This is a genomic window from Streptomyces sp. NBC_01235 (assembly GCF_035989285.1).
Classification (GTDB): domain Bacteria; phylum Actinomycetota; class Actinomycetes; order Streptomycetales; family Streptomycetaceae; genus Streptomyces.
Map to the genome: position 1 here is coordinate 457968 of NZ_CP108513.1, position 21734 is coordinate 479701.

The 21734-nt window shown below is 70.8% G+C and carries 18 protein-coding genes and 3 pseudogenes; 15 read left to right on the plus strand and 6 right to left on the minus strand.

The window, feature by feature from the left end:
* Positions 1-3 precede the first annotated feature (3 nt).
* Entirely contained in the window at positions 4-339 is a 336-nt protein-coding gene (locus OG289_RS02000) for an ANTAR domain-containing protein (RefSeq protein WP_327312261.1), read from the minus strand.
* Between the two features lie 106 nt (positions 340-445).
* Between OG289_RS02000 and OG289_RS02005 the strand changes: the two genes are divergently transcribed.
* Entirely contained in the window at positions 446-1246 is an 801-nt protein-coding gene (locus OG289_RS02005; RefSeq protein WP_327312262.1) for a VOC family protein, read from the plus strand.
* Positions 1247-1295: 49 nt separating this feature from the next.
* Here the strand turns inward: OG289_RS02005 and glgX are convergent, their stop codons facing one another.
* Together glgX and OG289_RS02015 are read right to left on the minus strand one after the other, a co-directional pair.
* Positions 1296-3413: a glycogen debranching protein GlgX gene (glgX, locus tag OG289_RS02010; RefSeq protein WP_327312263.1), complete on the minus strand. Its 2118-nt coding sequence runs from the start codon at positions 3411-3413 to the stop codon at positions 1296-1298.
* 35 nt (positions 3414-3448) lie between these two features.
* Positions 3449-3961 carry a pep a2 gene (locus OG289_RS02015; RefSeq protein ID WP_327312264.1) on the minus strand — a complete coding sequence of 171 codons (513 nt, stop codon included), beginning with the start codon at positions 3959-3961 and terminating at the stop codon, positions 3449-3451.
* A gap of 292 nt (positions 3962-4253) precedes the next feature.
* Between OG289_RS02015 and OG289_RS02020 the strand changes: the two genes are divergently transcribed.
* From OG289_RS02020 to OG289_RS02055, 8 genes are all read left to right on the plus strand, one after another.
* Complete coding sequence (locus OG289_RS02020) at positions 4254-4553, plus strand: DUF5133 domain-containing protein (protein ID WP_327312265.1); 300 nt, start codon at positions 4254-4256, stop codon at positions 4551-4553.
* A gap of 75 nt (positions 4554-4628) precedes the next feature.
* Complete coding sequence (locus OG289_RS02025) at positions 4629-6584, plus strand: alpha-1,4-glucan--maltose-1-phosphate maltosyltransferase (RefSeq protein WP_327312266.1); 1956 nt, start codon at positions 4629-4631, stop codon at positions 6582-6584.
* 32 nt (positions 6585-6616) lie between these two features.
* Positions 6617-8335, plus strand: coding sequence for a maltose alpha-D-glucosyltransferase (treS, locus tag OG289_RS02030; RefSeq protein WP_327312267.1), 1719 nt, complete (start codon positions 6617-6619; stop codon positions 8333-8335).
* Positions 8336-8363: 28 nt separating this feature from the next.
* Positions 8364-9725 (plus strand): maltokinase N-terminal cap-like domain-containing protein, encoded by a 1362-nt coding sequence (locus OG289_RS02035; protein WP_327312268.1) that lies wholly within the window; start codon positions 8364-8366, stop codon positions 9723-9725.
* A 5-nt stretch (positions 9726-9730) separates the two neighbouring features.
* Positions 9731-11938 carry a 1,4-alpha-glucan branching enzyme gene (gene glgB / locus OG289_RS02040; protein WP_327312269.1) on the plus strand — a complete coding sequence of 736 codons (2208 nt, stop codon included), beginning with the start codon at positions 9731-9733 and terminating at the stop codon, positions 11936-11938.
* Between the two features lie 69 nt (positions 11939-12007).
* Positions 12008-13102 (plus strand): glutamate--cysteine ligase 2, encoded by a 1095-nt coding sequence (locus tag OG289_RS02045; protein WP_327312270.1) that lies wholly within the window; start codon positions 12008-12010, stop codon positions 13100-13102.
* A 144-nt stretch (positions 13103-13246) separates the two neighbouring features.
* A complete protein-coding gene (locus OG289_RS02050; RefSeq protein ID WP_327312271.1) occupies positions 13247-15151 on the plus strand; it encodes an AMP-dependent synthetase/ligase in 1905 nt (634 codons plus the stop codon).
* Between the two features lie 168 nt (positions 15152-15319).
* Positions 15320-15766 carry an ATP-binding protein gene (locus OG289_RS02055; RefSeq protein ID WP_327312272.1) on the plus strand — a complete coding sequence of 149 codons (447 nt, stop codon included), beginning with the start codon at positions 15320-15322 and terminating at the stop codon, positions 15764-15766.
* Positions 15767-15805: 39 nt separating this feature from the next.
* Here the strand turns inward: OG289_RS02055 and OG289_RS02060 are convergent, their stop codons facing one another.
* Both OG289_RS02060 and OG289_RS02065 read right to left on the minus strand, forming a co-directional pair.
* Positions 15806-16255, minus strand: a complete 450-nt coding sequence (locus OG289_RS02060; RefSeq protein WP_327312273.1) for an ATP-binding protein — start codon at positions 16253-16255, stop codon at positions 15806-15808.
* Positions 16252-16623: a PRC-barrel domain containing protein gene (locus OG289_RS02065; protein WP_327312274.1), complete on the minus strand. Its 372-nt coding sequence runs from the start codon at positions 16621-16623 to the stop codon at positions 16252-16254. Before OG289_RS02065 ends, OG289_RS02060 begins: the two co-directional genes overlap by 4 nt.
* Positions 16624-16821: 198 nt before the next feature.
* Between OG289_RS02065 and OG289_RS02070 the strand changes: the two genes are divergently transcribed.
* From OG289_RS02070 to OG289_RS02085, 5 genes and pseudogenes are all read left to right on the plus strand, one after another.
* Entirely contained in the window at positions 16822-17703 is an 882-nt protein-coding gene (locus OG289_RS02070) for an RNA polymerase sigma factor SigF (protein WP_327312275.1), read from the plus strand.
* 48 nt (positions 17704-17751) lie between these two features.
* Positions 17752-18021: pseudogene (locus tag OG289_RS49530) on the plus strand (HAMP domain-containing protein); the annotation flags it as partial.
* A gap of 1 nt (position 18022) precedes the next feature.
* Positions 18023-18684, plus strand: a pseudogene (locus OG289_RS02075) (ATP-binding protein); the annotation flags it as partial.
* Between the two features lie 151 nt (positions 18685-18835).
* A pseudogene (locus OG289_RS02080) lies at positions 18836-19114 on the plus strand (SpoIIE family protein phosphatase); the annotation flags it as partial.
* A 220-nt stretch (positions 19115-19334) separates the two neighbouring features.
* On the plus strand, positions 19335-19721 hold the full coding sequence (locus tag OG289_RS02085; protein ID WP_327320556.1) for an STAS domain-containing protein: 387 nt from the start codon (positions 19335-19337) through the stop codon (positions 19719-19721).
* 166 nt (positions 19722-19887) lie between these two features.
* Here the strand turns inward: OG289_RS02085 and OG289_RS02090 are convergent, their stop codons facing one another.
* A complete protein-coding gene (locus tag OG289_RS02090; RefSeq protein WP_327320557.1) occupies positions 19888-20361 on the minus strand; it encodes a MarR family winged helix-turn-helix transcriptional regulator in 474 nt (157 codons plus the stop codon).
* Positions 20362-20469: 108 nt separating this feature from the next.
* Between OG289_RS02090 and OG289_RS02095 the strand changes: the two genes are divergently transcribed.
* The gene (locus tag OG289_RS02095) at positions 20470-21678 is read left to right on the plus strand and encodes a PP2C family protein-serine/threonine phosphatase (protein WP_327312276.1); all 1209 of its coding nucleotides are present in this window, start codon (positions 20470-20472) and stop codon (positions 21676-21678) included.
* Positions 21679-21734 lie beyond the last annotated feature (56 nt).

Sequence of the window (21734 nt, forward strand, 5' to 3'; positions counted from 1 at the left end):
CGTTCACTCCAACGGGGGTGCGCCGGGGATCTGGAGAGGACCGTGCCGGTCCAGGAGGTCCTCCAGTTCCGTACGGATCTCCTCGGACATGTCTCCCGTGCGCCCCCAGACGAGGATCAGTTCGGCCACATTGCGCAGCTTGACGTTCGTGTGCTGGGAGACCTCGCGCAGCACGACCCACCCCTCGTCGGGCGACATCCGCCCCAGCGCGACGACCACTCCGATCGCCTGGTCCACCACCGCGTGGGAAGCGACCGCCTCCTTCAGCTGGCCGATCTCCGCCTCGAGAGCGAAGATCCGAGCCGTTTCGTCGTTGGGTCCACGCGGTACTCGTGCCATCACCCCATCGTGCCACCGGAGCGCTCGGCGGGCGCCCGGGACGGTCGCGGCCGGACACTGGTGGGAGACACCGCCCGTCGGCCGAGAGAGCAGGAACGCGAGTGCCATGAACCACCACCCGACATCAGCCCGTGCCAGAGGGTCCGTCTCCACGCACTCCGTGTTCGGCGCGCCCTGCTGGGTGAGCCTGACCAGCCGCGACCTGGAGGCCACACAGGAGTTCTACGGGGCCGTGCTGGGCTGGGAGTGGCGCCGGGGGACGCTCGGCGACCACTTCCGCACGGCGCTGGTCGGCAACGTGCCGGTCGCCGGCGTGGCCGCCGTCGCCGCGATGTGGCAGATGGCGGTGGCCTGGACGCCGTACTTCGCCGTGCCCAGCGCGGACGAGGCGGCATCCCGTGCCCGGGAGCGCGGCGGGACCGTGGCCGTGGGGCCGATCTCGCTGCCGCCGGGCCGGGCGGCGCTGCTGGCCGACCGGGACGGCGCGACCTTCGGCGTCTGGGAGGGGCAGCTGATGGGCAACTGGGAGGCCTGGCGGCAGGCGGCGCCCGCCTTCATCAGGCTGCACACGCGTGACTCCTTCGACTCCGCCATCTTCTACGGCGAGATCCTCGACTGGGCCACGGACCGCCCCGGCTGCTGCGAGGTCCACTACGAGGCCGGCGAGGTCGTGCTGCGCAGCCGGGGCGATGTGGTGGCCCGGATCGAATCGGGCGCGCTGGAGGCGGCGCCCGACCCGACGATCCGTCCGCACTGGCAGGTCCACTTCGCCGTCGCGGACGTGGCGGCCTGCGCGCGGGCCGCGGAGAAGCACGGCGGCAGCGTGCTGGTCGAGTCCGCCCACGAGGCGGTGCTGCGCGATCCGGACGGCGCCCAGTTCACGGTGATCTCGCGCCGGGAGCGCTAGGGGCCCGCTTGGGGGGAGTGCGCCGGACAGGCCCTGAGCGTCCCCGGCCTCACTCCGAGCGGCGCGGGGGCCGCGACAGCACGATCAGGCTGCGGGCGTCCAGGGTCACCTCCGCGCCCGCCTTGTACTCCGTCTCGTCGGGGGCGCCGTCGGATTCCGCGGTGTCGGCGCACACCGTCCAGCGCTCGCCGTAGGCGGGGCCGGGCAGCCGGAAGACGACGGGTTCCCAGTAGCTGTTGAACAGCAGCAGGAACGAGTCGTCCACGACCGGCCGGCCGCGGGGGTCGGGTTCGGCGATGGCGTCGCCGTTGAGGAAGACGCCGACGCTGTGCGCGTCCGAGCGGTGCCAGTCGCGGGCCTTCATCTCGTGCGCGTCCGGCAACAGCCAGACCAGGTCGGGCAGCGGCTGCCCGGCGTGGGTGACGGTCTCGCCGCGGAAGAAGTGGCGCCGCCGCAGTACGGCGTGGTCGGCGCGCAGGGCGAGAAGGCGCCGGCAGAAGTCGGCGAGGCATTGCTGCTCGTCGGTCAACCGCCAGTCGATCCAGGAGACTTCGTTGTCCTGGCAGTAGGCGTTGTTGTTGCCGCCCTGGGTGCGGCCGAGTTCGTCGCCGTGGCAGAGCATCGGGATGCCCTGCGACAGCAGCAGCGTGGCGAGGAGGTTGCGCTGTTGCCGGGCGCGCAGTTCGAGGACCTCGGGTCGCTCCGTGGGGCCCTCGGTCCCGCAGTTCCAGGAGCGGTTGGCGCTCTCGCCGTCCCGGTTGCCCTCGCCGTTGGCCTCGTTGTGCTTGTCGTTGTACGAGACGAGGTCGCGCAGGGTGAACCCGTCGTGCGCGGTGACGAAGTTGACGCTGGCGCGCGGCCGGCGCCGGCTGTGGGCGTACAGGTCGGAGGAGCCAGTCAGCCGGGAGGCGAACTCGCCCAGCGAGCCGGGTTCCGCCCGCCAGAAGTCGCGTACGGCGTCGCGGTAGGGGCCGTTCCACTCCGACCACAGGGGTGGGAAGTTGCCCACCTGGTAGCCGCCCTCGCCCACGTCCCAGGGTTCGGCGATGAGCTTGACGCGGCTGATCACCGGGTCCTGCTGGATCAGGTCGAAGAACGCCGACAGCCGGTCCACCTCGTGGAACTGGCGGGCGAGGGTGGCCGCCAGGTCGAAGCGGAAGCCGTCGACGTGCATCTCCGTCACCCAGTACCGCAGCGAGTCCATGATCAGCTGGAGGACGTACGGGTGCCGCATGAGCAGGCTGTTGCCGGTGCCGGTGGTGTCGTAGTAGTGCGACCAGTCGCCGTCGACGAGCCTGTAGTAGGAGGCGTTGTCGATACCGCGGAAGGAGAGGGTCGGGCCCTTCTCGTTGCCCTCGGCGGTGTGGTTGTAGACGACGTCGAGGATCACTTCGAGGCCGGCCGCGTGCAGCTCCTTCACCATGGCCTTGAACTCGGTGACCTGTTCGCCGCGGGTGCCGCGGGCGGCGTAGGCGTTGTGGGGGGCGAAGAAGCCGATGGTGTTGTAGCCCCAGTAGTTGGACAGCCCCCGGTCCTTCAGCACACCGTCCTGCACGAACTGGTGGACCGGCATCAGCTCGATCGCCGTCACGCCCAGCGAGGTGAGGTGCCCGGTCACCGCGGGGTGCGCGAGGCCGGCGTAGGTGCCGCGCAGAGCGGGCGGGACGTCGGGGTGGGTGCGGGTGAGGCCGCGGACATGGGCCTCGTAGATCACCGTGTCGGCGTAGGAGCGCCGGCGCGGCTTGTCGTCGCCCCAGTCGAAGGCGGGGTCGGTGACCACGCCGAGCAGGGTGTGTCCGGCGCTGTCCGCCGGGTCGGGGCGCTCGCCCGCCCGTTCGAAGAGGGAGGCGTGGTTGTCGATCTGGCCGTCGACGGCCCGTGCGTAGGGGTCGAGCAGCAGTTTCGCCGGGTTGCACCGGTGCCCGGAGGCCGGGTCCCACGGCCCGTGCACCCGGAAGCCGTAACGCTGCCCGGGGCCGACCCCGGGCAGATAGGCGTGCCAGACGAAGCCGTCGACCTCGGTCAGCGGGACCCCGCGGACGGTGCCGTCGTCGTCGACGAGGACGAGATCGACGTGCTCGGCGACCTCGCTGAACAAGGCGAAGTTGGTGCCCTGCCCGTCGAAGTCGGCGCCCAACGGGTAGGGGTGCCCGCTCCAGGCGGGCACCCCTGCACTCCGGTCCGTCCGGTTCGGCCGCGAGGTCACCGGGCGGCCTCCAGGACGCCATGTGCCTCGCCCGCCGGGGCGGCCAGAGCCGCCACCGGCAGTTCGCGGGGCACCGGGCGCACCTCGCGCAGGCTGGGCGCCGGCACGGTCGGTACGAGGGGGACGCGCTCGCCGGCGCGGGCCCGCTGGGAGAACCAGATGACCTTGCTGCCGGTGTCGGTGGCGCAGCAGCCCCAGCCGTCGCTCATCGCGGCGATGCGCTCCAGGCAGGCCCGCAGGTCCTGGTCGGGGCGCAGATGCCGGTCGTCGCCCCCGATGGCCGTGATCAGATGCTGGCCGTTCCACCACATCTCGATCGACGTGTGCTTGTCCCTCGCGTGTTCGTCGATGGCCTTCAGCAGCATCTCGACGCCGCGGCAGACAGGCTCGACGAGCGTCTCGAGGTCCCAGTACTTCAGATGCGCGGCCAGGATGCGCCTGACCTGTCCGACCCGTTCCGGACTGACGTCCACGTCGAGGTGGTAGTAGCAGGGGACTGCGGTCTTCATCGTCGTTCGCTCCTCACCGGCGAGACTCCCGCTCCCGTTCGGCCCGACGGGCCGTTCCCCAACACGAAGCGTGAGCGGTAATCGCTTCTGAGTCACAACCACAGTGCGGCTGCTACGCCATTCGTGCAACACGAGCACACCACAACCAAGATCCAACAGGACGTTGGGTGATGCGCCGTGCACCATAAGTGAAGGCCTCGGGAGGTTGGACGCTTTCGCGCCTCTGCGGAAAGGGCCGGCCCGCTCGTTTCGAGCGGCGTACCTCTTGGACTCCCGGAAGGTGAACAGCGCGATGCTGCAACCAGCGAAGACCGAAGTCGCCAGAGCCCTGGGCAGTTACCGGTCCTGGGAGCGGGCCATGCTCGCGCGCCCCGGCGACCACGCGGTGCGGGCCACCTTCGAGGACTGCGGGTACACCCTGTGCGTGCTGATGGGCAAGCGCTGCGCACGGGAGGCCGCGGACGCCGCCGAACAGTATCTGCGGGCCGTCACTGACGTTTATCACCGGGAGCGCAGGGGCCCGAGCCGGCGCAACGGCGTCGCGCGGCTCTCGGCGACGCGCTCCCTCCCGTGCCTTCCGGCGGAGACGTAGCGCTCCGGTGTCGGTGCAGTTCGGTCGCCCAACACCGGGCGAGTGAAGCCAGTTTCAGCAAGCGGAGGTGCAGAGGTGAAGTCCACCAGGGCGATCGGCCGTATCCCGGTACGGGACGTCGAACCGCGCGTGGAGTGCGGCAGGCGGCCGGCGAAAGCCGTGACCGGAGAGACGGTGCGGATCTCCGCGACGGTGTTTCGCGAGGGCCACGACGCCATCGGCGCCAACGTGGTCCTCAAGGGCCCGGACGGCGGCCGTGGACCCTGGACACCGATGCGCGAACTCGCCCCCGGCAGCGACCGCTGGGGGGCCGATGTGACCCTGGAGGCCATGGGCCGCTGGACCTACACCGTGGAGGCCTGGAGCGACCCGGTCGCCACCTGGCGCCGCCACGCCGAGATCAAGATCCCGGCGGGCATCGACACGGGTCTGGTCCTGGAGGAGGGCGGCCGGCTCTACGAGCGGGCGGCCGCCCGCGCCCCGCGCGGGCCCGAGCGCAACCTGCTGCGGGACGCGGCGAAGAGGATGCTCGACGACGCCCTGCCGGTGGCCGAGCGCTACGCGGCGGCCACGGCGCTGGAGGCGGCCGCCGTCCTCGCCCGGTATCCGCTGCGCGACCTGGTCACCGCCTCCGAGCCGCTGCCTCTGCTGGTGGAGCGCGAACGCGCCCTGTACGGCGCCTGGTACGAGTTCTTCCCCCGCTCCGAGGGGACTCCAGAGCGTCCGCACGGTACTTTCCGCACCGCCGCCCGCAGGCTCCCGGCCATCGCCGCGATGGGCTTCGACGTCGTCTACCTGCCGCCGATCCATCCGATCGGCACGACCTTCCGCAAGGGCCGCAACAACACGCTCGACCCCGGTCCGGACGACGTCGGCGTGCCCTGGGCGATCGGCTCGCCCGAAGGCGGCCACGACGCCGTCCACCCCGACCTGGGCACCCTCGAGGACTTCGCCCGGTTCGTGGAGCGGGCGCGCGAGCTCGGCCTGGAGATCGCCCTCGACTTCGCCCTCCAGTGCTCCCCCGACCACCCCTGGGTGCAAAAACACCCCGAGTGGTTCCATCACCGGCCGGACGGGACGATCGCATACGCCGAGAACCCGCCGAAGAAGTACCAGGACATCTACTCCCTGGCCTTCGACGCCGACATGAAGGGTCTGATCTCCGAGACCCAGCGCGTGCTGCGCCACTGGATGTCGTACGGAGTGCGGATCTTCCGCGTCGACAACCCGCACACCAAGCCGGTCGTGTTCTGGGAGCGGGTCATCGCGGAGATCAACCGCACCGACCCCGACGTGATCTTCCTCGCCGAGGCCTTCACCCGCCCCGCGATGATGCACACGCTCGGCCAGATCGGCTTCCAGCAGTCCTACACCTACTTCACCTGGCGCAACACGAAGCAGGAACTGACGGAGTACCTCACCGAACTCTCGGGGGAGGCCGCCTCCTACATGCGGCCCAATCTGTTCGCCAACACCCCCGACATCCTGCACGCCTACCTGCAGCACGGCGGCCGCCCCGCCTTCGAGGTCCGCGCCGTCCTCGCCGCCACCCTCTCCCCGACCTGGGGCATCTACAGCGGCTACGAACTCTGCGAGAACACACCGCTGAAGGAAGGCGGCGAGGAATACCTCGACTCGGAGAAATACCAGCTCAAACCCCGTGACTGGGCCGCGGCCGAACGCGAGGGCCACACGCTCGCGCCGCTGATCACGAAGCTCAACGAGATCCGGCGGGCGAACCCGGCCCTGCACTGGCTGCGGAACCTCCGCTTCCACGGCACGGACAACCCCTCCGTCATCGCGTACAGCAAGCGCGCGGGCTCGAACACGGTTCTGGTGGTCGTCAACCTCGACCCCCACCACACCCAGGAGGCCACGGTCTCGTTGGACATGCCGCAACTCGGCCTGGACCACGGCGCATCCCTGTCCGTGCACGACGAACTGACGGGTGAGACATACGCCTGGGGCAGCACGAACTACGTGCGCCTGGAGCCCGGCCGGACGCCTGCCCACGTGTTCCACGTCCGGTGACCCGCACCGCCGATCGGAGGCTCCAGACCGCCATGACCGTCAACTCACCTGTTCCGGACACCTTCGAGGACACCCCCGCCAAGGACCGCGACCCCGAGTGGTTCAAACGCGCCGTGTTCTACGAGGTCCTCGTCCGCTCCTTCCAGGACAGCAACGGCGACGGCGTCGGCGACCTCAAGGGAATCACCGCCAAACTCGACTACCTGCAATGGCTCGGAGTCGACTGCCTCTGGCTCCCGCCCTTCTTCAAATCACCACTCCGTGACGGCGGATACGACGTCTCCGACTACACCGCCGTCCTCCCCGAATTCGGCGACCTCGCCGACTTCGTGGAATTCGTCGACGCCGCCCACCAACGCGGTATGCGCGTCATCATCGACTTCGTGATGAACCACACCAGCGACCAGCACCCGTGGTTCCAGGAATCGAGAAAAGACCCCGACGGACCCTACGGCGACTACTACATGTGGGCCGACGACGACAAACAGTACGGCGACGCCCGCATCATCTTCGTCGACACCGAGGTCTCCAACTGGACCTTCGACCCCGTCCGCGAGCAGTACTTCTTCCACCGTTTCTTCTCCCACCAACCGGACCTCAACTACGAGAACCCGGCCGTGCAGGAGGAGATCCTGGCCGCCCTCCGGTTCTGGCTGGACCTCGGGATCGACGGCTTCCGACTGGACGCGGTGCCCTATCTCTACGCGGCCGAGGGCACGAACTGCGAGAACCTGCCTGCCACGCACGAGTTCCTCAAGCGGGTGCGCCGCGACATCGACATCCACTACCCGGACACGGTGATCCTCGCCGAGGCCAACCAGTGGCCCGAGGACGTCGTCGACTACTTCGGCGACTACACCTCCGGCGGCGACGAATGCCACATGGCGTTCCACTTCCCCGTCATGCCCCGCATCTTCATGGCGGTACGCCGGGAATCCCGCTACCCCGTCTCGGAAATCCTCGCCAAGACCCCGGCGATCCCCACGAAATGCCAGTGGGGCATCTTCCTGCGGAACCACGACGAGCTGACCCTCGAAATGGTCACCGACGAAGAGCGCGACTACATGTACGCGGAATACGCGAAAGACCCGCGGATGCGCGCCAACATCGGCATCCGCCGCCGGCTCGCCCCGCTCCTGGACAACGACCGCAACCAGATCGAGCTCTTCACCGCCCTGCTCCTGTCCCTCCCCGGCTCGCCGATCCTCTACTACGGCGACGAGATCGGCATGGGCGACAACATCTGGCTCGGCGACCGCGACGCCGTCCGCACCCCCATGCAGTGGACACCGGATCGCAACGCGGGCTTCTCGTCCTGCGACCCGGGCCGGCTCTCCCTCCCCGCGATCATGGACCCCGTCTACGGATACCAGGTCACCAACGTCGAGGCGTCGATGTCGTCGCCCTCGTCGCTGCTGCACTGGACCCGGCGGATGATCGAGATCCGGAAGCAGAACCCCGCCTTCGGCCTCGGGACGTACACCGAACTGCAGTCCTCCAACCCCGCCGTCCTCGCCTTCCTGCGCGAATTCGAGGACGACCTGGTGCTGTGCGTGCACAACTTCTCGCGCTTCGCACAGCCCACCGAGCTCGACCTGCGCCGGTTCGACGGCCGGCATCCCGTCGAGCTGTTCGGCGGAGTCCGTTTCCCCGCCATCGGTGAACTGCCCTACCTGCTCACCCTCGCGGGCCACGGCTTCTACTGGTTCCGGCTCACCAGAGCCGCGTCCCGGATCGGCCGCCGCCCGTGAGCGTGCGCCGAGGAAAGGATGGGTCACCGTGACGAAGACCGCACCCCTGCGACCGAGCAGCGCGAGCGGCGTCCGCACCGTCGGGCCGCTCGCCACGCTGCTGTGCGAGTGGCTGCCGCGGCAGCGTTGGTTCGCCGGCAAGGACCGGCCCCTCACCGACCTGCGCATGCTGTCGATGACCGAGCTGTATCCGGGCTGTCTGCATCTGCTCGTGCACGCCGATCAGTCGGGTGTTCCGACGCCCGGGGGCACTCCCCCGGCCGGTGACTGCTACCAGCTGCTCCTCGGCGTCCAGGAGCATCTGTCGCCTCGGCTGGGCCGTGCACTGATCGGCAGGGTGGAGGACGGGCCGATGGCGGGGCTGACGGTCCATGACGCGTTGCAGGACCCCCGGTCGGCGCATCTGCTCCTGGAGCGGATGCGGCACCCCGGCACGCTGGGCCCGTTGTGCTTCGAGTCTGCCCCGTCCGTGTCACTGCCCCCGGGGCTCGCGCCGCGTCTGCTGGAGGCCGAGCAGTCCAACACCTCGCTGGTGTACGGGGACGCGTTCATCCTGAAGATCTTCCGGCGGATCCAGCCCGGGGTGAACCCCGACCTGGAGGTACCGGTCGCGCTGGCCGGCCAGGGGTGCGGGCGAGTACCCGCGCCCGTGGCCTGGTTCCGCACGACGCATCCGCAGGAGGCGACGCTCGGCGTGCTCCAGCCGTTCCTGCCCGACGCCTCCGACGGCTGGACGCTGGCGCTGCGGGCGCTCGCCCGCGGGGAGGACTTCACGGCGGAGGCCGAGGAACTGGGGCGGGCCACGGCGGACGTCCACCTGGCGCTGGCCGCGGCCCTCCCGGCCGGTCCGGACGCGGAGGACGGGCGTACGGCGGCGGCGATGACCGAGCGGCTGGAGGTGGCCGCACACCATGTGCCGGCGCTGCGCCCGTTCGTGCCGGGCCTCACCACCGCCTTCGGCGCGCTCTCCGTGTGCGATGCCGGCCCGCCCGCCCAGCGCATCCACGGCGACCTGCACCTCGGTCAGGTCCTGCGGGCCGGACGGGACTGGTTCGTCATCGACTTCGAGGGCGAGCCGTCCCGCCCGCTGGCCGAGCGGCGCAGCGCCCACTCCCCGGTCCGTGACATCGCCGGGATGCTGCGCTCCTTCGACTACGCCGCCCGCCAGCGCCGCCCGTGGCGGCCGGAGTGGGCGCGCCGCTGCCGGGAGGCCTACTGCGCGGGCTACGCGGCCCATGCGGGCTGGGACCCCCGTAAGAAACATGCCCTGTTGCGTGCCTACGAGACGGACCGAGCCGTGTACGAAGTGCTGTACGAGGCCCGGAACCGTCCCGACTGGCTGCCCGTACCCATGGCGGCGATCGAACGACTCGCCGTCCGAGGAGGCTGACCCCTGTGGCCCTGCGTGACACCTCTCCGCCCGAGCCGGCCGGCCCCCGCCCGCGCACGGCGCCCGCGCTCGACCCGGCCGACCGCGGACGCCTGCTCTCGGGCGCCCACCACGATCCGCACGCGCTGCTGGGGGCGCACCCGGTGCCGGGCGGGATCCTCTTCCGGGCCCTGCGGCCCTTCGCCGACGCCGTGAGCGTCGTGATCGACGGCGATCCCACTCCGCTGGTCTCGGAGGGCGACGGCCTCTTCGCCGTCGTCCTGCCGCTCGCCGCGGTGCCCGCGTACTCGCTGCTGGTGTCGTACGAGGGCGCCGAGCACAAGGTGGACGACCCGTACCGCTTCCTGCCGGCCCTCGGCGACCTCGATCTGCATCTCATCCGTGAGGGGCGGCACGAGGAGTTGTGGAAGGCGCTCGGCGCTGAGCCGATGGCCCACCAGGGGGTGATCGGCACCCGGTTCACGGTGTGGGCGCCGAACGCCCAGGGCGTGCGGGTAGCCGGGGACTTCTGTTTCTGGGACGGGACCGCGTTCCCGATGCGGTCCCTGGGATCGTCCGGGGTGTGGGAGCTGTTCCTTCCCGGGATCGGCGAGGGCGCCCGGTACAAGTTCGAGATCACCTCCCGCTACGGCCACCGCTTCCTCAAGGCCGACCCGATGGCCCGGCGCGCGGAGGTGCCGCCGGACACGGCGTCGATCGTGCACGCCTCGCACCACGAGTGGTCGGACGAGGAGTGGATGGCGCACCGGGGCGACGTTCCCGTGCACGTGGCGCCGTTCTCCGTGTACGAGGTCCACCTGCCGTCCTGGCGGCCCGGGATGACGTACCGTCAACTGGCGGAGGAGCTACCGGCATACGTCAACGGCCTCGGCTTCACCCATGTGGAGTTCATGCCGGTCGCCCAGCACCCGTTCTCGGGGTCCTGGGGATATCAGGTCACCGGTTTCTACGCGCCGGCCTCGCGGCTCGGTACGCCGGACGACTTCAAGTACCTGGTGGACGCCCTGCACCGGGCCGGGATCGGTGTGATCGTGGACTGGGTGCCGGCCCACTTCCCCAAGGACGACTGGGCGTTGGCGCGGTTCGACGGGGATCCGCTGTACGAGCCCGGGGACTCGCGGCGGGCCGAGCATCCGGACTGGGGAACGTACGAGTTCGACTTCGGACGCGTCGAGGTGCGCAACTTCCTCGTGGCGAACGCCACTTACTGGTGCGAGGAGTTCCACGTCGACGGCCTGCGGGTGGACGCGGTCGCCTCCATGCTCTATCTCGACTACTCGCGGGACTCCGGACAGTGGACGCCGAACGTGTTCGGCGGCCGGGAGGACCTGGACGCGAAGGCGTTCCTCCAGGAGATGAACGCGACGGTCTACCGACGCAATCCCGGCGTCGTGACGATCGCGGAGGAGTCCACCGCCTGGGAAGGGGTGACCCGGCCTACCGACAGCGGCGGGCTCGGCTTCGGCCTGAAGTGGAACATGGGCTGGATGCACGACTCGCTGCAGTACATCGGCAAGGAGCCGGTGCACCGCAAGTACCACCACAACGAGATGACCTTCTCGATGGTGTACGCCTACAGCGAGAACTACGTCCTGCCCGTCTCGCACGACGAGGTGGTCCACGGCAAGCAGGCGCTGGTCTCCAAGATGCCCGGCGACTGGTGGCAGCGGCGCGCCAACCACCGGGCGTACCTCGGGTTCATGTGGGCCCACCCGGGCAAGCAACTCCTCTTCATGGGGCAGGAGTTCGCGCAGGGCGCGGAGTGGTCCGAGGCCCATGGCCCCGAGTGGTGGCTGCTGGATCCCGGTTACGCGTCCGCGGGCGATCACCAGGGGGTGCGGGACCTGGTCCGCGATCTCAACACGGTCTACCGGGCGACCCCGGCCCTGTGGGAGCGCGACACCGACCCGGCCGGATTCCGGTGGGTGGTCGGCGACGCCGCGGACGACAACGTGTTCGCGTTCCTGCGCCACGACGCGCAGGGCGCTCCGCTCCTCGCCGTCAGCAACTTCTCCCCCGTCGTGCGCCACGACTACCCTCTCGTCGTCCCCGGCGAGGTCCCGGCCTGGCGCGAGCTGCTGAACACCGACGCCGAGCGCTACGGCGGCAGCGGCGTCGTCGTCCGCCCCACTCCCGTCGCACCCGAGCGGGGGGAGCTCAGGCTGACGCTGCCGCCCCTGGCCACCGTGTGGCTGACGCCGTCGTCCGTGTGAACAGGTCCGGGCAGGGCAGTCGGGTGCGTACCACCCACCAGAGAAGGCCGCAGAGAAAGGCCGCATCCCGTGCGCACCGTCGGAGTGGAGGAGGAACTCCTCCTGGTCGACCCGGAGACCGGGGAGCCGCAGTCCCTGTCCGCCGCCGTCCTCGCCCGCGCCTCGCGGTGCGAGACCGCGGAGCACCCGCCCGTCTTCCAGACGGAACTGCACAACCAGATGCTCGAGTTCGCCACCCACCCGCAGTCGGGCATGGGCGAGCTCGGCGCGGAGATCGTGCGCATCCGCGGGGAGGCGGCCCGGCATGCGCGTGAGACGGGGTGCGCGGTCGCCGCGCTCGCCACGTCGCCGCTCGCGGTGCGCCCCTCCGTCAGCAGGGGTCGGCGCTACCAGTGGATGGCGGAGCAGTACGGCATCGCGACCCGCGAGCAGATCGTCTGCGGTTGTCACGTCCATGTCTCCGTCGGCTCCGACGAGGAGGGTGTCGCGGTCATCGACCGGATCCGGCCCTGGCTGTCGGTGCTGGCGGCACTGAGTGCCAACTCGCCGTTCTGGCAGGGCCGGGAGACCGACTACAGCAGCTATCGCAGCCGGGTGTGGAATCGCTGGCCGTCGGCGGGTCCGACCGAGCTGTTCGGTTCGGCGGAGCGCTACCACGGGCGGGTGGCGGACATGGTGGCCACGGGCACGATCCTCGACGAGGCCATGGTCTACTTCGACGCCCGGCTGTCGGCGCGCTATCCGACGGTGGAGGTGCGGGTGGCGGACGTCTGTCTGCACGCGGACACCGCCGTGCTGATCGCCACGCTGGTGCGCGGGCTCGTCGAGACGGCCGCCCGGGACTGGGAGGCCGGGCGGGAGCCGCTGGACCACAGTGTGAGCCTGTTGCGGCTGGCCGGCTGGCGCGCCGCCCGCTCGGGGCTGACCGCGGACCTGCTGCACCCGGCGACCATGCGGCGCGCCCGCGCCGAGACGGTCGTACGGGCCCTGCTGGCGCATGTCGAGGACGCGCTGGCGGACAGCGGGGACCTGGAGCGGGCCAGCGAGTCCTGCGCCGAACTGCTGCGGCGCGGCAACGGTTCGCGGATCCAGCGCGAGGTGTGGGAGCGCACGGGCAGCCTGCGCGAGGTCGTCAGCACCTGCGTGCGGCACACCCAGACCTGAGGCACCCTGGCCGGTCGGGATCGTCAAGGCGGATTACTTATTCGTTCCAGGCCACAACCGGTCTCACCTGGGCTAGATTCGACCACCGTCGATAACAGTTCCCGTCGGCGGAGTCACAGCCCGTACACGTCACAGGAGCAGCGCATGCGCGACTTCGCCCTCGCTCCCCCAACCGTCTCTCCCCTCACCGGAGGGCTCGCAGACAGCGTCTTCGAGACAGCCGCCCGTACTCCCACACTCCCGGTGCTCTCCCGTCGCCCGGACACCGCCTCCGCCGTCTGGGAGGAGGTGACGGCCGTCGAGCTGCGGGACGAGGTGGGCGACCTGGCCAAGGGGTTCGTGGCGTCCGGGATCAAGCCCGGTCACCGCGTGGCGATCATGGCGCGCACCCGGTACGAGTGGACGGTGCTCTGCCACGCGCTGTGGGCGCTGGGCGCCGAGGTCGTCCCCGTCTATCCGACGTCCTCGCGCGAGCAGGTCGAGTGGATCCTGCGGGACGCCGGCTGTGTGGGTGTGGTCGTCGAGGACGAACAGAGCGTCATGACCGTGGGTTCGGTGTGCGCGGCTCTGCCCTCGCTGCGACACGTCTGGCAGTTGGACGCGGGGGCTCTCGAAGAGCTCGGGCAGCGCGGCGAGTTGGTGCCGATGACCACGGTGGACTCGCTGCGCCGGATCGTGCTGCCCGACTCCACCGCGGTGATCGCCTACACCTCCGGCACCTCGGGCCGCCCCCTGGGCTGCGCGCTGAGCCACCGCAGTCTGGCCAGCCCCTGCGACACGCTGCTGGCCGGCTGGGGGCACACGGCCGCGCCCGCGGGAGAGCAGGCGAGAGTCCTCGCCTTCCTGCCGTTCTCCCATGTGTACGGCCTGATGATCCAGGGCATGTGCCTGCGCGGCGGCATCCTGATGGGCCACGAGCCCGATCTCGGCGCGGACGCGCTGGCGGAGTCGCTGCGCACGTTCCGTCCGACGTATCTGTACGCGGTCCCGTCGGTGTTCGAGAAGATCTACAAGAACTTCCTGCGGGCGGCCCAGGAGGCGGGGCGCGGTGCCCTGTTCGAGCGGGCGGCGGAGACGGCCCGGGACTTCGCGGCCGCCGTCGAACGGCAGCGGCTGGGCCGCGGCTCCGGGCCCGGGTTCGACCTGCGGTTCCAGCACGCCCTGTTCGAACGGACGGTGTACCGCAGGCTCCGGGCCGCGCTGGGCGGCCGCGTCCACCGCGCCACCTCGGGCGGCTCCCCGCTCCATCGCGACCTGTCCCTCTTCTACGAGGGCATCGGCATCTACGTGCACGACGGGTACGGCCTGACCGAGACCAGCGGCGGGATCACCATGCAGCCGCTGGGCCGGGAGAAGTCGGGCACCGTCGGACAACCGCTGCCGGGCACGGACATCCGGGTGGCGGACGACGGGGAGATCCTGGTGCGCGGCCCGTCGGTGTTCCAGGGCTACGTCAACGACGACAGCGCGACGCGCGCCGCGTTGTGGGGCGGCTGGCTGGCCACGGGCGACCTCGGGTTCCTGGACTCCGACGGCTACCTCACGATCACCGGCCGCAAGAAGGACGTCATCATCACCAGCAGCGGCAAGAGCGTGGCGCCGACCGCGCTGGAGCAGCGGCTGCGGATGCATCCGCTCGTCCACCAGGCGGTGGTCGTGGGTGACAACCGGCCCTGTGTGGGCGCGCTGATCACCCTGGATCCCGACTTCCTGACGCACTGGCGCGGGAGCCTCACGTTGCACGGCGACATGCAGAGCCGGGAGGCACGCGAGGAGAACGCTCTGCGGGAGGAGATCGGGCGGGCGGTGGCCGCGGCCAACAGCGCGGTGTCCCGATCGGAGTCGATCCGGGCCTTCCGCATCCTGCCGCAGCCGTTCGACCAGACCAACGGTCTGCTGACGCCCTCGATGAAGCTGCGCCGTGACTCGATCGTGGCGCACTACGCGGCGGAGATCGAGGCGATGTACCAGGCGCGGGCGCGGCTGCCCCGGCAGAGCGCACCGGAGGAGGTGCTGAGCTGGGACGACGCGGACGACGTGTTCCGGTGAGTCACGCCGCGCGGACGCAGGGCGGCCCGTCGTGGGCCGCCGCCGTCGTATGCCGGTGGGAGCCGGACGCGTAGCCTGTACGGGCCCGGGAACCCTGAAAGGGGCGACGCCAGAGAGCCGTACGAGAAAGGACGCCGGTCCCGGCAGCAGCGGGGCCGCACAGACGACATGGCAACCGAGCCGCGTGGTAACGAAGCATTGTCCTCCTGGGCGATTCCGACCCGTACGGCCCGTTTCGCGGGTGAACCGCAGGATGTGACGGGTGCGCGTCTGGCCGCGGAGGAGTTCCTCCGCGAGCTGGCTCGGGCCTCGCCGCCCACGGCGCCGGAGTGCTGGCACGACATCGTGCTGATCGTCGCGGAGCTGGCCGCCAACGCGGTCCAGTACGCGCCGGGCCCCTTCGAACTGCATCTGCGCCCCACCTTCGACGGAGTGCACGTCACGGTCCACGACACCAACAGCACCCCGCCGTCACCGCGGCCGTTCCATCCCGACAGCGGGGGCGGCGGCATCGGCTGGTATCTGGTGCACACGCTCTGCAGTCAGGTCAGCGTGGTGCCCAACCCGGCGGGCCAGGGAGAGGGAAAGGACGTCCACGTCTTCCTGCCGTGGTGAAGGCGCGGAACGAGGCGGCGACTGAGTGCGTGCCGCCCGTCAGCCCGGCCGGCCGGTGGCCCGGACCGGCACGAACACGCTGATCGTCTTCCCGCCCGTGGGCCTTTTCTCGACGGTGATGTCTCGGGCCAGCCGTACGACCAGCGGCCAGCCGTAGCCGCCCGTGCCCTGTCCGGCTCGCGGGAAGCCCGGTCCGTACGCAGCGGCGGGTTCGTCGTCGCTGTGGTCGTGTACGGCCAGGCGGATCCCGCCGCACACGGGCGTCAGCTCGAACCCGGCGAGTCCGCCGCCGTGCCGCAGAGCGTTGGCCACCAGTTCCGAGACGACGAGCAGCAGGTCGATGACGTCCTCCTCCCGCGCCGGCCGCACCGACGGGTCCCACCGGGCGGCCACCACCGCGCGAGTGTGGGCCCGGGCGGACGCGGCGGTCGTCACCGGCACCGCCGGGCCGAACGCCCGCCCGGCGGGCGCGAGTTCCTCCTCTCTCACGCCGGTGTCGTGCCGCGCGGGGTCAGCCGGCGGTAGTGGTCGCCGACGGCGGCGAGATACGCCGGGTCCGTCGTCTCGCTGTCGGTGCGGAAGCGGGGTGCTTCCTTGACGTCCTCCCCGGTACAGGCCAGTGAGACCTTGCGGTCCGCGTGGTCGACGCGTGCCACGACGCCCACCGGGACGACGGCGCTCCTGCCGAACAGCCAGACGCCCGTGTCGACGACCAGGTGCCGCAGGCCGTGCGGGCCGGCCTCGCGTTCCACGTGTCCGAGGGTGCCGTCGGCCGTCACGACGGCGTAGCCGGTCGGGTCATGCCCCTCGACATGACCGCTGCCCGGCGCGTACGCCCAGATTCCGTCGATGGTCACGCTGCTCCCTTCTCGCGCCCCCTTGCACCAACTACCCTGCGGCGGCAACCGCATTCGGGACGTGTCGGTCCGTTCCGTACCGAAAGCGCGGCCTGGGCGTCCATGTGAGAAGTCCGTGGGGAACACCCCCGCATGAGACACGGATGCCTGGGCAGACGGACTGCGTCATCGACCGGCTCGACGAACGGAGTGAGCGGCATGGATGCCGTGACGGCACAGGCAACGACGGCCACGGCAACGCAGGCGGGCACCGAGGACCCGCGCGGAGGGGTTCCGCTCATCGACGCACCCACCGAGGTGAGCCCGAAGGACGCGCGGGAGCTCTCGCGCCGCTTCTTCGACCGGCTGGCCGTCGTGGAGGAGGGCACACACGAGTACCAGTACGTACGCAACACCCTGATCGAGATGAACCTGTCGCTCGTGCGGTACGCGGCCTCGCGCTTCCGCGGCCGGGGCGACTCGATGGAGGACATCGTCCAGGTCGGCACGATCGGACTGATCAAGGCCATCGACCGGTTCGAGCTGTCCCGCGAGGTCGAGTTCACCTCGTTCGCCGTGCCGTACATCGTCGGCGAGATCAAGCGTTTCTTCCGGGACACCAGCTGGGCGGTGCACGTGCCGCGCCGGCTTCAGGAGGCGCGGGTCGAACTGGCCCGTGCGACCGAGGAGTTGCAGACGCGGCTGGGCCGGATGCCCACGACGCGTGAGTTGTCGCAGCTGATGTCGCTGTCGGAGGAGGAGGTCATCGAGGCGCGCAAGGCGTCCAACTGCTACACCTCCGCCTCCCTCGACGCGGCGCTCACCTCCGACGGCGGCGCGGACGGCGAGTCGGTGCTGGCCGACTTCATCGGAGCGGAGGAGCCCGCGCTGGAACTGGTGGAAAACTTCCACTCGTTGGCGCCGCTCATCGCCGAACTCGACGACAGGGAGCGGCAGATCATCCATCTACGGTTCGTCGAGGAGCGCACGCAGGCGGAGATCGGCCATGAGCTCGGCATCTCCCAGATGCATGTGTCACGCCTGATCAGCCGCATGGTGCAGCGGCTGCGAACCGGTCTGCTGGGGTCCGAGTTCGCCTGACCCCCAAGGGCACCTGACCACAGGGGCCCGGGCAACGCGACCGAGTCCCTGGACACGGTTCCCGGCGACCACGAGCTCAGGCAGCTCCTGGCCGGCCTGACGGCCGTACGGGACGGGGACTTCGGGACCCGGCTGCCCACCGAAGGCGACGGCCTGATGGGCGACATCGCCACCGTGTTCAACGGGATGGTCGACCAGTTGTCCGTCTTCACCGAGGTCACCCGGGTGGCCCGGGAGGTGGGCACCGAGGGCACTCCGGGTGGCCAGGCGGAGGTGCCCGGGGTGTGGCGCGATCTCACCGATTCGGTCAACTTCATGGATCGGCCTTTTGGAGCAGCAGCTTCAGACCGTCTTCGGCGCCTTCCGGCAGGCGGACGGCACATCAGCCGCAAGTACGGCGGCACGGGCCTGGGGTTGTCCATCACCCGGGAGATCGCGCATCTGCTCGGCGGCGCCGTCACCGTGGACAGCACACCCGGCCGGGGCAGCACGTTCCCGCTCTACCTGCCGGTCGCGCGGCGGGGCTTCCAGGAGTTCGTCCACGGCGGACGGCCAGTGGAGCGCACCCTCGGCGGGGCGCCCTCGGCGACCCCCGTCGACTCCCCCGGCCTTCCCGCGGCCACCGGTGCGGCTGGGCGGCGGCCGCACCGGCTGCTGGTGGTGGAGGAGCGGCCCCGCGGCCTGCTGACCCTGGTCGCCGAGAGCGTCGTCGCGGACATGGCGCGCGGCCGGGAGGACGGCACGTCGGCGGCCCCGGTCGACAGCGTCACCGCCGTCGGGGCGCACGAGGCCGCGGGCGCGTCGGCCGCCGAGCCCTGCCACTGCGTCGTCCTGGAACTGGGCATGCCCGACGCGGAGGCCTCCCGCTTCCTCGAGGCTCTGCACGACGACTCCGCGCTGACGGGCGTGCCGGTGCTCGTGCACAGCGGGCACCACGCGGACCTCGCCCAGGAGGAGAGCCTGCAGTCCCGTGCGGCGGGCACGTCCCCAGCCGAGGAGTCCGCACACCGTGACCATTCCCGCACAGCCGAACGAGCCCGGCGACGCCCCGGACCTGGCCGCCCGGACCGCGTCCGCCGCGGCGCCGACCGCCACGACGGCAGGCCCCCTCCCCACGACGAGGAAGGTACCCGCGCCGCTGCCCCTGCTGAAGGGGATGCCGCTGGGGGCCGTACCGGAGACGGTGTACGAGGAGGACGAGGTCCGGCTCGCGGCCGACGACACGCTGCTGATGTACACCGACGGCCTGATCGAACGGCGCCACCGCTCCGTGGGGGAGTCGTTGACCCAGTTGCTGGTGCAGGCCCGCACGGTGCCGCCGAGTCTGGATCAGCAGCTGGACCGTCTGCTCACCCACAGCAGGTCCGACACGGACGACGACACCTGCATCGTGGGCATCCGCCTCCACTAGGTCGCTCGGGTCGCTCTGCGTACATCGTCCGTGCATGGCGGAGAGGTTCGGGGGTATTCGCCTGTGCGCGACGCCCGGCCGAGGATTCGCAGGTGGAAGGGGCACGACACACATGGGGACCGATCTCGTGCTGCTCCCGACCGTCCTCGTCCACCGGCACGGCGCATCGAAGTCGCCCACCAGGGTAGACGCCCCCGACCGTCAGCTTTCGGAGGTACTCGTGTCCATCGCCCAGAACCCCCTGTCCGTCGAGGTCTCCCTGCCTCGCGAGGACGTCGCCCTGGTCACGGTCGAGGGCCATCTGGACCTCGACACAGCGACCGAGTTCCAGGCTCATCTGGCCAACCAGCTGCACCACGGCCGACGGCACTTCCTCATCGACCTCTCGGCGGTCCCGTTCATGGACTCGTCCGGCATGAACATCATTCTGCGGGTCTACCAGGAGGCCCGGGATCTGCCGGGCAGCGTGCACGTGATCGATCCGACGCCGGCCGTGCGCCGCGTCCTGGATCTGACGGGGGTCAGCCTCACGGTGCCCATATCCGAGAAGGTCGAGGAGGCTCTGGACCTCATCGACCAGCAGCAGCCGGAGGCCCCGCGGGGCTGACCGTCGGTCGTCGACCGTCCGTAAGCAAACGCGCAGACGGGGCCGACCGCCGTTCAATACTTGTCATTTGACAACTGTGTACGTAAGGCAACAGAGTGAGCGGGACAGTCATGCGGGAGGGATCACGGATGTGCCTGTGGGCGAACCCGGTCACCCGGGAACACCGTCAGGCGGTACGGGCGTCAGAGGCGTCGGAGTCGTGGATCTGCTCGGCCGCGGCCGAGCAGAACGCCTCCAGCCCCGTCAGCAGCGCGGAGCGGTGCGCGGCGGGCATCTGCTCCAGTACGCCCTCCAACTCGGCCTCGCGGCGCGACCTGAGGTCGGCGAGGAAGGCACTCCCGCGGCGGCTCAGGAAGAGCTCCACCTCCCGGCGGCTCTCGGCCGCGATCCTGCGCTCGACGAAGCCGACGGCCTGGAGACGGTCGCACAGGCGGCTGGTGGACGGCGGTGTGGACCCGAGGGAGTCGGCGAGCGTGCGCAGGTTGATGCCTTGGTGGTGCTCCAGGATGAACAGCACGCGCAACTGGGAGGCGGAGACCGGTGCCGTCGAGGCGCGGCCCCAGAGGACTTCCAACAGCTCTGCCGCCTCTGAGGTCACACGCGCCACCTGGAGGGGCTGCGGACGCGAGGAGGGGGACATCACGGTCACACTCTCGCAGGCTTCTCGACGGCTGTCAGCCCGCCCCCGCCGCCCGGGACGTCACGGGCACGACGTCACGGCGTCCGGGGGGACGAGGTGACCGGCAGCGTGAACAGACTCGTCGCCGCGGGGCGCGCCCTGCGCTCCGCGGCTCCGCACCGGCAGCTGGACGCCCTGCGCCAGGTGCTGCACACGCACTACGCGACAGAGGCCGTCGAACTCCGTCTGGCCGACTACGGGCTGACGGTCCTGCTGCCCGTGCCGGCCCCACCGAACGGCCCGGAGCCGGCGCCCGTACAGGGCAGCGCGCCCGGGCGCGCGTTCGGCTCGCAGCAGCCGTACGTCGAGGAGCTGGACGCCGGCCGGACGCGCGTGCACCTGCCCGTGACCGTGCGCGGCGACCGGCTGGGCGTGCTGTCCCTGGCGCTGCCCGGGGTGACGCCCGGGTTCCTCACCGAACTCACCGAGCTGGCGGAGCTCCTGGGGCACGAGGTGGTGGTCGCCGGCCGCGACACCGACCTGTATGTGCGAGCCCGCCGCAAGGACCGGCTGACGCTGGCGGCGGAGATGCAGTGGCAGCTGCTCCCGGCCCGCTCCTGCGCCCGCGACGAGTACGCGCTGGGTGCGCAACTGGAGCCCGCCTACGCCATCTTCGGCGACAACTTCGACTGGGCGGCGTCCGCCGACCATCTGATGGTCTACGTCACCAACGGGATGGGTGAGGGCATCGAGGCCTCCCTGCTGACCAGCCTCGGCATCAACGCGCTGCGCAACGCGCGCCGCGCCGACATCCCGATCGCTGACCAGGCCGCCCTGGCCGACCAGGCGATCCACGCCCACTACCGGGGCGCGGCGCATCTGTCGGTCCTGCTGGTGGACATCGAGCTGTCGACGGGGCGGATGCGGGTCGTCGACGCGGGCTCGCCGCAGATGCTGCTGCTGCGCGACCGGGTCCTGTCCCTCGTGGACCTGGACGCGCAGCTGCCGCTGGGCATGTTCGAGGAAACCGACTACGTCGCCCAGGAGTTCACCCTGCTGCCCGGCGACCGCCTGCTCTTCGTCAGCGACGGTGTCCACGCTGTCGCGGCGCCGGGTGGCGAGACGTACGGCGAGCGCGCCCTGGCACGGGCGATCGGCAACGCGGCCCTGCTGCCGGCGGCGGACGTCCCGGCCGCGGTGCTGCGCGAGCTGACCGGGTACCGGGGAAGTCCCGAGCCGGACGACGACGCGCTGGTCGTGTGTCTCGACTGGTTCGGGAAACAGCCCGTGCGATCCGGGGACCGGCCCGCGCGGACGGGGAAGTCGCCCGTGTCGTAGCCCGGTTCCCGTTGATCAGAGTTGTCGCCCGGCGAGGGGCACAGCGCTGCCCCGCC

What these genes read in the sequence shown, in the direction of transcription:
- OG289_RS02000 (WP_327312261.1), bottom strand. Translation starts at nt 339, where the DNA reads ATGGCACGAGTACCGCGTGGACCCAACGACGAAACGGCTCGGATCTTC.
- OG289_RS02005 (WP_327312262.1), top strand. Translation starts at nt 446, where the DNA reads ATGAACCACCACCCGACATCAGCCCGTGCCAGAGGGTCCGTCTCCACG.
- OG289_RS02015 (WP_327312264.1), bottom strand. Translation starts at nt 3,961, where the DNA reads ATGAAGACCGCAGTCCCCTGCTACTACCACCTCGACGTGGACGTCAGT.
- OG289_RS02020 (WP_327312265.1), top strand. Translation starts at nt 4,254, where the DNA reads ATGCTGCAACCAGCGAAGACCGAAGTCGCCAGAGCCCTGGGCAGTTAC.
- treS (WP_327312267.1), top strand. Translation starts at nt 6,617, where the DNA reads ATGACCGTCAACTCACCTGTTCCGGACACCTTCGAGGACACCCCCGCC.
- OG289_RS02050 (WP_327312271.1), top strand. Translation starts at nt 13,247, where the DNA reads ATGCGCGACTTCGCCCTCGCTCCCCCAACCGTCTCTCCCCTCACCGGA.
- OG289_RS02055 (WP_327312272.1), top strand. Translation starts at nt 15,320, where the DNA reads ATGGCAACCGAGCCGCGTGGTAACGAAGCATTGTCCTCCTGGGCGATT.
- OG289_RS02070 (WP_327312275.1), top strand. Translation starts at nt 16,822, where the DNA reads ATGGATGCCGTGACGGCACAGGCAACGACGGCCACGGCAACGCAGGCG.
- OG289_RS02090 (WP_327320557.1), bottom strand. Translation starts at nt 20,361, where the DNA reads ATGTCCCCCTCCTCGCGTCCGCAGCCCCTCCAGGTGGCGCGTGTGACC.